The organism is Pseudomonas reidholzensis, assembly GCF_900536025.1.
Classification (GTDB): domain Bacteria; phylum Pseudomonadota; class Gammaproteobacteria; order Pseudomonadales; family Pseudomonadaceae; genus Aquipseudomonas; species Aquipseudomonas reidholzensis.
Genome location: NZ_UNOZ01000006.1, coordinates 1 through 12,324 on the forward strand (window position 1 = coordinate 1; position 12,324 = coordinate 12,324).

The following is a 12,324-nucleotide window of genomic DNA, read 5'->3' on the forward strand; positions in this document are numbered from 1 at the left end:
CCCGCGAGGACCGGGCTGTACGGGCCTTCCTGGCCCGCAGCCCTTGCCGGCCTTCCTGGCCGTCACCTCGCTCCGCAAGACCTCCGTTCGGCCTCCTGAAGTCGCAGTAGATCAAGATCACAAGCCAGATCAACGGCAAGATCAAGATCAAGGGCCTGGGCAACGGCTGGCGAATCGCTGCGCTCTCGCTTGTTTATAAGGGCGGTACAGCGCGTCAGCGCCAGAATGTGCATTGGCAGTCCCGGCCCTATCGCGGGCAAGCCCGCTCCTACAGGTCGGCGCGGTCCTTGTAGGAGCGGGCTTGCCCGCGATGAGGCCCGAATATCCACCACTCATGCCACTATCGAAGATAACGCCAGCCCAGGCGCCACCCCTAACTTGGCGACCTCAGGAGGCCGAACGGAGGTCTTGCGGAGCGGGGTGACGGCTAGGAAGGCCGGCAAGGGCTGCGGGCCAGGAAGGCCCGTACAGCCCGGTCCACGCGGGAGCAAGGCCGGAGTGAGGGAACCCGCAGCGCAGCGGAGGGCCGGATGTGGGAGCCAGCGGTTTTTGGTTACTTTTTTCCAAGAAAAAAAGTGACCCGCCGTAAGGGCGGAAGGGGCCATGAGCGCCACCACATCGAATGGATAAGCCCACGATCTACAAGCAAACCCTCAGCGCAACATGCTCCGCGCCTCGAGCAGATCCGCCACATCCAGCTCGGTCCCCTGCGGCAACCCCAGGTGCCGATAAGCGGGCAGGGCCGCCAACGGCCGGCTCCGCCCCCTCTGGCTCAAACAGCGAGCAATCTGCACCACATCGATGTAGTCGACCTTGTCAGTACGCCGATCCAGGTCCTGAATCTCCCCCGGCAGCTTGATCAGCTGCTCCGGGAACTCCCAGGCGCTGAGGATCTTGTCGCCCAGCACCGGCTGGATCTGCTCGATCACGTAATGCAGGCAGACCGGGTCGGACAGCAGCTCGTTGTGCTCCTCGGCATAGATCAGCACCGGCAGCGCGCCGATCTGATGCACCAGCCCGCCCAGGGTCGCCTGGTCAGGCTTGAGCTGGGTAAAGCGACGGCACAGCTCATAGCTGATACCCGCCACTTCCAGGCTGTTCGCCCAGATATCGCGCAGTTTCTGCTCCACCGCCGATGAGCGCGCATGGAAGATCTGCTCGATCACCAGGCCGATCGACAGGTTGCAGCTGTAGTTGATCCCCAGCCGGGTAATCGCCGTGTGCAGGTCGGTCACCTCCACCGCAGCGCGCAGCAAGGGGCTGTTGACCACCTTGATCAGCCGCGCCGACAGCGCCGCATCACGGCCGATCACCTTGCTCAGGGCGGACACGCTGATCTCGCTGTCCTCGGCCGCCTCGCGGATGCTCAGGGCGACTTCCGGCAGGGTCGGCAAGACCAGGTCGTCATTCTCGATGGCAGCGAGCAATTGCGCTTGAACCATCTCGGCCAGCTTGTTCATGAGGCTTCTCTACCGCAGTGGGGCGGCCCCGCCGAGGGCGGGGCGGGTTGGTCAGCGCTGGATTTCCCGGTCGCGGTCCAATTCGTAAGGCAGGCTCAGCAGGCTCAGGCGCGGGCCTTCGAGGCTGCCCAGGTGCAGGTTGTCATCCTCCACCGCATCGGCGCTGAGTACCGCCAGCAGCTCGCAGCCGTTGCCGGCGTGAGCGGCGATCACCACTTCACCCACCGAGGAGCCATGGGTGGGCGAGAAGATCTGCGCACCCGGCTCGGGGATCGCGTCCTCGGCCAGGGCCAGACGGTACTGGCGGCGCTTGAGCTTGCCCAGGTACTGCATGCGGGCGACGATCTCCTGGCCGGTGTAGCAGCCCTTCTTGAAGCTGACACCGCCGACGGCCTGAAGGTTGATCATCTGTGGGATGAACAGTTCACGGGTTTGCTCCATGACCTGGCCGATGCCTGCGCGTATCTGGCCCAGCAGCCAGTCGTTGAGCGTGCCTTCGGCGAGCGTCGCAGTGAGCTGTTCGCGAACCGCGGCAGCCTGTTCGGCAGGCGCCCACAGCTCGGCGCGGCCGGGGGAGACGCGAATGGCCAACAGGTCTTCCTGACGAACGGTAGCGCCGGTGTCCTCTGGCAGGGCCAGGCCAAGCGCCTGCAGGGCGCTTTCACCCTGCTCGAGGCCGAAGCGCGCCCAGGCGCCGCTCTCGTCGGTCAGGGTCGCCTTGGAGAACACCGCGTACTTTTTCAGGTCGGCCAGTTGCGCTTCAAGCAGCCCGCTGGCCATGGCCAGCAAGAAGCCGTTGCCGTGCGGCACGATCCGGAAGCTCGACTGCATGCGTCCTTTGACCATGCAGCGTGCGCCAAGGCTGGAATGCTCCTGGCTGAGGTAGTTGAGGTTGCAGGTCAGCTGGCCTTGCAGGAACTTGCCAGCGTCGGAGCCGCGGACGGCGAGGATGCCCTCGTGGGACAGGGGGCAAAAGAAAGCGGAGTCGGCCATGGGTCATCGCGGTTGCTAAAGACTGGCGGCCATCATAGAACGCCAGTAACAAAATAGGTAGGTGACTAGACCAACGCCTTGCGCCGCCGTGAGCGCGGCGCTGTATACTGGCCGGCCATTCGAGGAGGGCCCCATGGTCGAACAAACTGAACTCAATCGGCTTTTCTGGCACAGCCGCCGCGGCATGCTGGAACTGGACGTCCTGCTGGTGCCATTTTCCCAAGAGGTCTATGCCACCCTGAGCGAAGCAGACCGCGCCCTGTATGTTCGCCTGCTCGCCTGCGAAGACCAGGACATGTTCGGCTGGTTCATGGAGCGCAGCGAATCGGAAGACCCCGAGCTGCAGCGCATGGTCCGTATCATCCTGGACCGTGTCCAGCCCAAGTGAGCATTTCGAGTGCCGTTGGCAGGGCTCACCGCTGCTGCTGACGGCCTACCTGATCTGCCAGGCGCTGGCCGCCATGGCCCTCTGGCTGAGTGCCACGCCCGGGTGGCTGGCCATGCTCCTGCAGCTGTTGTGCCTGGCCCATGCGCGCCGGGCCATCCCTCGCCGAATCCTCCTGACCCATCCACACGCCATCACTGGCCTGCGCCGCGACCCGCTCGGTTGGCGGGTGTTCAGCCGTGCCCTGGGCTGGCAGCCGGTAAGGCTGCTGCGTGACAGCCTGGCCTTGCCGCCGCTGGTGGTGCTGCGCTTTGTGCGTGAAGGGCGCTGGCTAGGGGAGGGCCAGTGCATCCCCAGGGATGCGCTGGCCGCGGATCAGCACCGCAGGCTGCGGGTGCGGCTCAGGTTCAGCCGCCGGCGCTGGGCACCGGTGGATGCCCGCTAGGACGCTGTCGCCCTTTTCGCGGGTAAACCCGCTCCCACAGGGTTCTGAGCGCACATTTCAGGCTCTGCACGGTACCTGTGGGAGCGGGTTTACCCGCGAAAAGGACGATGAAGTGTTTCAGGTCGGGCTGAGGATGGTGTCCTGGGCGACATCCAGCATCCCCGGGTAATCCAGGGTGTAGTGCAACCCGCGGCTCTCCTTGCGCTGCATGGCCGAACGGATCATCAACTCGGCCACCTGGGCCAGGTTGCGCAGCTCGATCAGGTCGCGGCTGACCTTGTAGTTGCTGTAGAACTCGTCGATCTCGTCCAGCAGCAGGCGCACCCGATGCTCGGCGCGCTGCAGGCGCTTGCTGGTGCGCACGATCCCCACGTAGTCCCACATGAAGCGCCGCAGCTCGTCCCAGTTGTGCGCGATGATCACGTCCTCGTCCGAGTCGGTCACCTGGCTGGCATCCCAGCACGGCAACGCCTTGGGCATGTCGACCCGCTCCAGGTGCGCCTCGATGTCGGCAGCGGCGGAACGGCCATAGACGAAGCACTCGAGCAGCGAGTTGCTGGCCATCCGGTTGGCGCCGTGCAGGCCGGTGAAACTGGTTTCGCCGATGGCGTACAGGCCCGGCACGTCGGTGTGCCCGCGCTCGTCGACCATCACCCCGCCACAGGTGTAATGAGCCGCCGGCACCACCGGAATCGGCTGACGGGTGATGTCGATGCCAAAGGTCAGGCAGCGTTCGTACACCGTCGGGAAGTGGCTCTTGATAAAGTCGGCCGGCTTGTGGGTGATGTCCAGGTACACGCAGTCGACCCCCAGGCGCTTCATCTCGTGGTCGATGGCGCGGGCGACGATGTCGCGTGGCGCCAGCTCTTCGCGGGGGTCGAAGCGCGGCATGAAGCGCTCGCCGTTGGGCAGGCGCAGCAGGGCGCCTTCGCCGCGCAGGGCTTCGGTCACCAGGAAGCTCTTGGCCTGCGGGTGGTACAGGCAGGTCGGGTGGAACTGGTTGAATTCAAGGTTGGCCACCCGGCAGCCGGCGCGCCAGGCCATGGCGATGCCATCGCCGCAGGCACCGTCGGGGTTGCTGGTATAGAGGTAGACCTTGGCCGCGCCGCCAGTGGCCAGCACCGTGAAGCGTGCACCAAAGGTGTCGACCTCGCCGGTGTTGCGGTCCAGCACGTACGCCCCCAGGCACCGCTCGCCGTCCAGGCCCAGGCGCCGCTCGGTGATCAGGTCGACCGCGACGCGCTGCTCCAGCAGGGCAATGTTCGAGCGCTGCCGGGCGCGTTCGAGCAGGGTGGTGAAGATCGCTGCGCCGGTGGCATCGGCGGCATGGATGATGCGCCGGTGGCTGTGACCGCCCTCGCGGGTCAGGTGGAACTCGAAACCACCGTCATCGACGCTGGCATGCTCGTCACGGGTGAACGGCACGCCCTGCTCGATCAGCCACTCGATGGCTTCGCGGCTGTGCTCGACGGTAAAGCGCACGGCGTCTACGTCGCACAGGCCACCGCCGGCGTTGAGGGTGTCCTCGACATGCGACTGCACGGTATCGGTGTCGTCCAGTACCGCGGCGACGCCGCCCTGGGCCCAAAAGGTCGAGCCGTTGGCCAGGTCACCCTTGCTCAGGACGGCGATGCGCAGGTGGCTGGGAAGGTTGAGTGCCAGGCTCAGGCCCGCGGCACCACTGCCGATCACCAGGACATCGTATTGGAATTGTTTGCTCATGTCGGGGCACTAGTATTCTGGGAGAGGGGAACGGCACAATAGTCATGCGCAGATGGCATTGTGAAACTATCGTGAAACGTCGCCGGGATGCCTTTATAGCAGCCCGAGGCGGCAGATTTCCAATGGCGCTTGCGCAGTGATGGCGATCTTTGTGGGAACTTTCCGGGGTGCCCGGAAATCCTATGAAGGCTGCCCTTACGCCACAAATGCCAAGGCGACGCAGGGCGGTAGCTCGATCCGGGCTGATCCCTGCGTTTTCGAGACCTGATTATCGACGCAGCCGGCCGTGACCGCGCTGTGTCTTTTTCGTGCGAGCCGACCAGAGGCCGCAGGAAACTTGCTTGGAGGGGAGAACTTTTGCGCGAAGCCCGAGTCTATGTTTGCAAGCCTGAACGATGGCTGTTGCAACGCTCCTTCAAGACCACTGAGGAGTGTTCATGCTAACCCAGGAAGAGGATCAGCAGCTTGTCGAGCGCGTGCAGCGCGGCGACAGGCGAGCGTTCGATCTGTTGGTGCTGAAGTATCAGCACAAGATTCTCGGGTTGATCGTGCGTTTCGTACACGACACCCATGAAGCCCAGGATGTGGCCCAGGAAGCCTTTATCAAGGCATACCGGGCGCTTGGCAATTTCCGCGGCGACAGCGCGTTTTATACCTGGCTGTACCGCATCGCCATCAACACGGCGAAAAACTATCTGGTGTCCCGTGGTAGACGGCCGCCAGACAGCGATGTGAGCTCCGAGGATGCGGAGTTTTATGACGGCGATCATGGTCTCAAGGATCTCGAGTCCCCAGAGCGCGCGTTGTTGCGGGATGAAATCGAAGGCACTGTCCATCGCACCATCCAGCAACTGCCAGAAGATCTGCGTACGGCGCTAACTTTGCGTGAATTTGATGGTCTGAGTTACGAGGACATTGCGAGCGTCATGCAGTGTCCGGTGGGTACCGTGCGCTCGAGGATTTTCCGCGCTCGGGAGGCCATTGATAAAGCCCTGCAGCCTTTGTTGCAGGAATCCTGAGACAGCGGCGACAGCCAAGAGAGGAACCGCCATGAGTCGTGAAGCTTTGCAGGAATCGCTGTCCGCGGTGATGGACAACGAAGCGGACGAATTGGAACTGCGTCGTGTGTTGAGCGCCGTTGATGACGCCGACACCCGTGCCACCTGGTCGCGTTACCAGGTAGCCCGCGCAGCCATGCACAAGGAACTGCTGCTGCCCAAGCTGGACATCGCCTCGGCGGTTTCCGCCGCGCTGGCCGATGAGGCCGTGCCGGCCAAGGTCAAGCAAGGTCCGTGGCGCAGCATTGGCCGTCTGGCCGTAGCGGCCTCGGTGACGGTTGCAGTCTTGGCCGGTGTACGTCTGTACAACCAGGACGAGATCAGCGGTAACCAGCTTGCTGCCCAGCAGCCGGCGCAACAAGGTCTGAGCATGCCGCAAACACAAGGCCCGGCCGTTTTGGCAGGCTATAGTGAGAGCAGTGAGCAACCGACTGGGCCGATGGCCAATGGTGTGCTGCAGAACCAGGCCGGCTGGGATCAGCGTCTGCCAGGCTATCTGCGTCAGCACGCCCAGGAATCTGCGCTGAAAGGCACTGAAACCGCACTGCCGTATGCCCGCGCCGCCAGCCTGGACAAATAACCACTAGTAAGGAGGATCATGCGCGCGCTCCCTCTCCTGTCGCTGCTGATTGGCAGCTGCATGACGGTGCCGGCATTGGCGGCCAACTCCTCGCCCGAGGCGAGTGAGTGGCTGAACAAGCTGGCACGGGCCGAACAGGCACAGAGTTACCAGGGGTCCTTCGTCTACGAACGAAACGGCAGCTTTTCATCCCACGATATCTGGCACCGTGTGCAGAATGGATCGGTCAGCGAGCGGCTCTTGCAGCTCGATGGCACGGCTCAGGAAATCGTCCGTGTGGATGGCAAGGTGCAGTGCGTCAGTGGGGCTCTGGTCAGCGGTGTGGTAACCCCGCCGGACTCCGCGCCGCGTGTGCTTGATCCCTTGAAGTTGATGAGCTGGTACGACTTGAGCGTGGCAGGCAAATCGCGGGTTGCCGGACGCGACGCCGTGATCGTCACACTCACCCCGCGCGACCAGCATCGCTACGCCTTCGAACTCCACCTTGATCGCCAGACCGGCCTGCCCCTGCGCTCGTTGATGCTCAACGACAAGGGTCAGCTGCTCGAGCGCTTGCAGATGACCCGGCTGGATACCACCGTGCCGAGCGACGCGGACCTGCACGCCAGTGCCTCGTGCAAGCCGGTCGAGCCCGCCGCGCCGACCCCGCCGACCCGTGTCGCGGGCTGGCGTTCGGACTGGCTGCCGCCGGGCTTCGAGCTGGTCAACAGCTCGGTGCACAACGACCCTTCGCGCAACAGTACCGTCAGCAGCCTGATGTACGATGATGGCCTGGCGCGTTTCTCGGTGTTCCTCGAGCCGGTCAAAGGTAACTCCGGTACCGATACCCGGGTCCAGCTGGGGCCGACCGTGGCCGTTTCGCGCCACCTGACCACGCCCACGGGCAAGGTCGTGGTGACCGTGGTCGGTGAGATCCCCATGGGGACCGCCGAACGTATCGCATTGTCCATGCGGGCGCAGGATGCCCAGGCTCGTCAATGACGCTGCAACACCTTTCATCAGCCCTGCGAGCGCAGGGCTGAAATGAAATTAAAGCATTGTCATTTGCAATCCCCTCGTAAATTTTCTATAGGTCAGACTTCTCGGGGTCTGGCCTTTCCTGCGTGTGCAGGGGTCTTAATGCTAATTACGCTCGTTGTGACGGGAGCCGTATGTCAATACCACGCTTGAAATCCTATCTGTCGATGTTTGCCGCCGTGCTCATGCTCGGTCAGGTGCTCAGCGCCCAGGCGGAGGAGTCCCTGCCGGACTTCACCACGCTGGTCGAGCAGGCCTCGCCGGCGGTGGTCAACATCAGTACCAAGCAGAAGCTGCCCGCCCGCGTCGCCGCCGGGCAGATGCCTGACCTCGAAGGCCTGCCGCCGATGTTCCGCGAGTTCTTCGAGCGCAACATCCCGCAGCAGCCACGCTCGCCACGTGGCGATCGCCAGCGTGAAGCGCAGTCGCTGGGCTCGGGCTTCATCATTTCCAGCGACGGCTACGTGCTGACCAACAACCACGTGGTGGCCGACGCCGACGAGATCATCGTCCGCCTGTCCGACCGCAGCGAGCTGCAGGCCAAGCTGGTCGGCACCGACCCGCGGACCGACGTGGCCCTGCTCAAGGTCGAAGGCAAGAACCTGCCGATCGTCAAGCTGGGCGACTCGGAGAAGCTCAAGGTCGGTGAGTGGGTGCTGGCCATCGGTTCGCCGTTCGGCTTCGACCATTCGGTGACCAAAGGTATCGTCAGCGCCAAGGGCCGTACCTTGCCCAACGACACCTACGTGCCGTTCATCCAGACCGACGTGGCGATCAACCCGGGTAACTCCGGCGGCCCGCTGTTCAACATGAAAGGCGAAGTGGTGGGGATCAACTCGCAGATCTTCACCCGCTCCGGCGGCTTCATGGGCCTGTCGTTCGCGATTCCGATCGACGTCGCGCTGGATGTCTCCAACCAGTTGAAGAAAGACGGCAAGGTCAACCGCGGCTGGCTCGGCGTGGTGATCCAGGAGGTCAACAAGGACCTCGCTGAATCGTTCGGCCTGGACAAACCGGCCGGTGCCCTGGTGGCCCAGGTGCTCGAAGACGGCCCGGCCGCCAAGGGTGGCCTGCAAGTGGGTGACGTGATCCTGAGCATGAACGGTCAGCCGATCGTCATGTCTGCCGACCTGCCGCACCTGGTGGGCAGCCTCAAGGACGGCGCCAAGGCCAAGCTGGAGATCATCCGCAGCGGCAAGCGGCAGAACCTCGACGTCACCGTCGGCGCGTTGCCGGATGACGACGCAGACATCGCCGCCAGTGCCCAGGGTGGCGCCGAGCGCAGCAGCAACCGTCTGGGCGTGTCGGTCTCTGACCTGACCGCCGAGCAGAAAAAATCCCTCGAGCTGAAGGGCGGGGTGGTCATCAAGGAAGTCCAGGACGGCCCTGCGGCCCTCATCGGCCTGCGTCCGGGTGATGTCATCAGCCACCTGAACAACCAGGCCATCGGCTCGGCCAAGGAGTTCACCGAGATCGCCAAGGATTTGCCGAAGAACCGTTCGGTGTCGATGCGCGTCCTGCGTCAGGGGCGTGCCAGCTTCATCACCTTCAAGCTGGCTGAATAAGCTGATTGCGAGGTAGGAAAAAGGGCAGCTTCGGCTGCCCTTTTTCTCTTGCAGCCCTGCGCTAATGCCTCCTGTAGGCGCGGGCTTGCCCGCGATGGCGCCCGAAAAGGTATCAATTCTGCCTGTTCGGACGCTATCGCGGGCAAGCCCGCGCCTACAGGGTGAGAGCTGCTCAGGCATCACCGGCCGATCAGGAATCTCCCATAACCCTTCGGCTTAAGGTACAATTCCCGGCTATTTTTCGGCGGGCGTCCCGGCTCGCAGCCTTTTCCGAGTGTTGACCCGTGAGTGATTTGAGTCATATCCGCAATTTCTCCATCATCGCCCACATCGACCATGGCAAGTCGACGCTGGCCGACCGTTTCATTCAGATGTGCGGTGGCCTGTCTGCGCGCGAAATGGAAGCCCAGGTCCTCGACTCCATGGACTTGGAGCGCGAGCGCGGGATCACCATCAAGGCCCACAGCGTCACGCTGCATTACAAGGCCCAGGACGGCAAGACCTACCAGCTGAACTTCATCGACACCCCCGGCCACGTCGACTTCACCTATGAAGTCAGCCGTTCGCTGGCCGCCTGCGAAGGCGCGCTGCTGGTGGTCGATGCCGGCCAGGGCGTCGAAGCCCAGTCCGTGGCCAACTGCTACACCGCCATCGAGCAAGGCCTGGAAGTCATGCCAGTGCTGAACAAGATGGACCTGCCGCAGGCTGACCCGGACCGCGTCAAGGACGAGATCGAGAAGATCATCGGCATCGACGCCGCCGACGCCGTGGCCTGCAGTGCCAAGAGCGGCATGGGCGTCGACGAAGTGCTCGAGCGCCTGGTGCAGCAGATCCCGGCACCGACCGGCGACATCGAAGCACCGCTGCAAGCGCTGATCATCGACTCCTGGTTCGACAACTACCTGGGCGTCGTCTCCCTGGTGCGCGTGCGTCATGGCCGCGTGAAGAAGGGCGACAAGATCCTGGTCAAGTCCACCGGCAAGGTGCACCTGGTCGACAGCGTCGGCGTGTTCACCCCGAAGCACACCCAGACCGCCGACCTCAAGGCCGGTGAAGTGGGCTTCATCATCGCCAGCATCAAGGACATTCATGGTGCGCCGGTCGGTGACACCCTGACCCTCAACTCCACCCCTGAGGTGGAAGTGCTGCCCGGCTTCAAACGCATTCAGCCGCAGGTCTATGCCGGCCTGTTCCCGGTGTCTTCCGACGATTTCGAAGACTTCCGCGACGCCCTGCAGAAGCTCACCCTGAACGACTCGTCGCTGCAGTACCTGCCAGAGAGCTCCGACGCGCTGGGCTTCGGCTTCCGCTGCGGCTTCCTCGGCATGCTGCACATGGAGATCATCCAGGAGCGCCTGGAGCGCGAATACGACCTGGACCTGATCACCACCGCGCCGAGCGTGATCTTCGAGGTCAAGCTCAAGACCGGCGAAACCATTCTGGTCGACAACCCGTCGAAGCTGCCCGACGTGTCGTCGGTCGAAGACTTCCGCGAGCCGATCGTGCGCGCCAACATCCTCGTGCCACAAGAGCACCTGGGTAACGTCATCACCCTGTGCATCGAGAAGCGTGGCGTCCAGCGCGACATGCAGTTCCTCGGCACGCAGGTGCAGGTCAGCTATGACCTGCCGATGAACGAAGTGGTCCTGGACTTCTTCGACCGCCTGAAGTCGACCAGCCGCGGTTACGCCTCGCTGGACTATCATTTCGATCGCTACCAGTCGGCCAACCTGGTCAAGCTGGACGTGCTGATCAACGGTGACAAGGTCGATGCCCTGGCGCTGATCGTGCACCGCGACAACGCGCACTACAAAGGCCGCGCGTTGACCGAGAAGATGAAGGAGCTGATCCCTCGGCAGATGTTCGATGTCGCGATCCAGGCCGCCATTGGCGGGCAGATCGTTGCGCGGACCACTGTCAAGGCGCTCAGAAAGAACGTACTGGCCAAGTGCTACGGTGGTGACGTCAGCCGTAAACGCAAACTGCTGGAGAAGCAGAAGGCCGGTAAGAAACGCATGAAGCAGGTCGGTAATGTGGAGATTCCACAAGAGGCCTTCCTTGCCGTGCTCAGGTTGGATAGCTAGGTCCTATGTCGCTAAATTTCCCGCTGTTGCTCGTTATCGCCGTCGCCGTCTGTGGCGTGTTGGGTCTGATCGACCTGCTGTTCCTGGCCCCGCGCCGGCGTGCAGCGATCGCCAACTACCAAGGCAGCGTCACCCAGCCAGAAATGGCGGTGGTCGAGAAGTTGAACAAGGAGCCGTTACTCGTCGAGTACGGCAAGTCGTTCTTCCCGGTGCTGTTCATCGTGCTGGTGCTGCGCTCGTTCCTGGTCGAGCCGTTCCAGATCCCTTCGGGGTCGATGAAACCAACGCTGGAAGTGGGCGACTTCATCCTGGTGAACAAGTTCTCGTACGGTATCCGTCTGCCGGTGATCGATAAGAAGGTCATCGAAATCGGTGACCCGCAACGCGGCGACGTGATGGTGTTCCGCTACCCGAGCGACCCTAACGTCAACTACATCAAGCGCGTGGTCGGCCTGCCGGGCGACCAGATCCGCTACACCAACGACAAGCGTCTGTACGTCAATGGTCAGTCGATCGCCGAGCAACTGGTCGGCACCGAGCCGGGTACCCTGGGCAGCGCCGAGCTGTACAAGGAAAAACTGGGCGAGGCCGAGCACCTGATCCGCAAGGAAATGAGCCGTTACCGCATGCCGCCGGACCAGCAATGGACGGTGCCTGCAGGCCATTACTTCATGATGGGCGACAACCGCGACAACTCCAACGACAGCCGTTTCTGGGATGATCCGAACATTCCCAAGGAACTGCACGGCATGGTCCCGGACCGCAATATCGTCGGCAAGGCCTTCGCGGTCTGGATGAGCTGGCCCGAGCCCAAGCTCAGCCACTTCCCCAACCTGTCGCGGGTCGGCCTGATCCATTGATACCCATCGGCGTTGCCTGCCCGGCAGCGCCGAATGCTTTTCTGACATAGGCTGTGTTCTCAGGGATCGAGAGATTCGTCGCCGACTGGCGGCGATCCACAGCCAAACAGTCTTTCAGGATGTTGATTTGAACAACGCGTTGAACAATCCACGGG

11 protein-coding genes are annotated in these 12,324 nt (G+C 63.1%); 8 read left to right on the top strand and 3 right to left on the bottom strand.

All coding sequences use genetic code 11. The annotated features are described in order from the left end of the window. Positions 1-653: 653 nt before the first annotated feature. Both CCOS865_RS05600 and ygfZ read right to left on the bottom strand, forming a co-directional pair. On the bottom strand, positions 654-1,460 hold the full coding sequence (locus CCOS865_RS05600; RefSeq protein WP_119138696.1) for an HDOD domain-containing protein: 807 nt from the start codon (positions 1,458-1,460) through the stop codon (positions 654-656). Positions 1,461-1,511: 51 nt separating this feature from the next. After that, positions 1,512-2,453, bottom strand: coding sequence for a CAF17-like 4Fe-4S cluster assembly/insertion protein YgfZ (gene ygfZ / locus CCOS865_RS05605; protein ID WP_119138698.1), 942 nt, complete (start codon positions 2,451-2,453; stop codon positions 1,512-1,514). Between the two features lie 133 nt (positions 2,454-2,586). Between ygfZ and CCOS865_RS05610 the strand changes: the two genes are divergently transcribed. Together CCOS865_RS05610 and CCOS865_RS05615 are read left to right on the top strand one after the other, a co-directional pair. Then, positions 2,587-2,841: an FAD assembly factor SdhE gene (locus CCOS865_RS05610; RefSeq protein ID WP_119138700.1), complete on the top strand. Its 255-nt coding sequence runs from the start codon at positions 2,587-2,589 to the stop codon at positions 2,839-2,841. Further along, complete coding sequence (locus CCOS865_RS05615) at positions 2,825-3,283, top strand: protein YgfX (protein ID WP_119138702.1); 459 nt, start codon at positions 2,825-2,827, stop codon at positions 3,281-3,283. Before CCOS865_RS05610 ends, CCOS865_RS05615 begins: the two co-directional genes overlap by 17 nt. A gap of 117 nt (positions 3,284-3,400) precedes the next feature. Here the strand turns inward: CCOS865_RS05615 and nadB are convergent, their stop codons facing one another. Further along, positions 3,401-5,005, bottom strand: a complete 1,605-nt coding sequence (nadB, locus tag CCOS865_RS05620; protein ID WP_119138704.1) for an L-aspartate oxidase — start codon at positions 5,003-5,005, stop codon at positions 3,401-3,403. Positions 5,006-5,442: 437 nt separating this feature from the next. Between nadB and rpoE the strand changes: the two genes are divergently transcribed. From rpoE to lepB, 6 genes are all read left to right on the top strand, one after another. After that, a complete protein-coding gene (gene rpoE / locus CCOS865_RS05625) occupies positions 5,443-6,024 on the top strand; it encodes an RNA polymerase sigma factor RpoE/AlgU (protein ID WP_040070299.1) in 582 nt (193 codons plus the stop codon). A gap of 31 nt (positions 6,025-6,055) precedes the next feature. Beyond that, positions 6,056-6,643, top strand: coding sequence for a sigma-E factor negative regulatory protein (locus CCOS865_RS05630; protein WP_119138706.1), 588 nt, complete (start codon positions 6,056-6,058; stop codon positions 6,641-6,643). Positions 6,644-6,661: 18 nt separating this feature from the next. Next, positions 6,662-7,624, top strand: a complete 963-nt coding sequence (locus tag CCOS865_RS05635) for a MucB/RseB C-terminal domain-containing protein (RefSeq protein WP_119138708.1) — start codon at positions 6,662-6,664, stop codon at positions 7,622-7,624. Between the two features lie 203 nt (positions 7,625-7,827). After that, entirely contained in the window at positions 7,828-9,225 is a 1,398-nt protein-coding gene (locus CCOS865_RS05640) for a DegQ family serine endoprotease (RefSeq protein ID WP_415842714.1), read from the top strand. 284 nt (positions 9,226-9,509) lie between these two features. Continuing rightward, the gene (gene lepA, locus CCOS865_RS05645) at positions 9,510-11,309 is read left to right on the top strand and encodes a translation elongation factor 4 (RefSeq protein WP_119138712.1); all 1,800 of its coding nucleotides are present in this window, start codon (positions 9,510-9,512) and stop codon (positions 11,307-11,309) included. Between the two features lie 5 nt (positions 11,310-11,314). After that, entirely contained in the window at positions 11,315-12,169 is an 855-nt protein-coding gene (lepB, locus tag CCOS865_RS05650) for a signal peptidase I (RefSeq protein ID WP_119138714.1), read from the top strand. Positions 12,170-12,324 lie beyond the last annotated feature (155 nt).

What these genes read in the sequence shown, in the direction of transcription:
- CCOS865_RS05600 (WP_119138696.1), bottom strand. Translation starts at nt 1,460, where the DNA reads ATGAACAAGCTGGCCGAGATGGTTCAAGCGCAATTGCTCGCTGCCATC.
- ygfZ (WP_119138698.1), bottom strand. Translation starts at nt 2,453, where the DNA reads ATGGCCGACTCCGCTTTCTTTTGCCCCCTGTCCCACGAGGGCATCCTC.
- CCOS865_RS05610 (WP_119138700.1), top strand. Translation starts at nt 2,587, where the DNA reads ATGGTCGAACAAACTGAACTCAATCGGCTTTTCTGGCACAGCCGCCGC.
- nadB (WP_119138704.1), bottom strand. Translation starts at nt 5,005, where the DNA reads ATGAGCAAACAATTCCAATACGATGTCCTGGTGATCGGCAGTGGTGCC.
- rpoE (WP_040070299.1), top strand. Translation starts at nt 5,443, where the DNA reads ATGCTAACCCAGGAAGAGGATCAGCAGCTTGTCGAGCGCGTGCAGCGC.
- CCOS865_RS05630 (WP_119138706.1), top strand. Translation starts at nt 6,056, where the DNA reads ATGAGTCGTGAAGCTTTGCAGGAATCGCTGTCCGCGGTGATGGACAAC.
- CCOS865_RS05635 (WP_119138708.1), top strand. Translation starts at nt 6,662, where the DNA reads ATGCGCGCGCTCCCTCTCCTGTCGCTGCTGATTGGCAGCTGCATGACG.
- CCOS865_RS05640 (WP_415842714.1), top strand. Translation starts at nt 7,828, where the DNA reads ATGTTTGCCGCCGTGCTCATGCTCGGTCAGGTGCTCAGCGCCCAGGCG.
- lepB (WP_119138714.1), top strand. Translation starts at nt 11,315, where the DNA reads ATGTCGCTAAATTTCCCGCTGTTGCTCGTTATCGCCGTCGCCGTCTGT.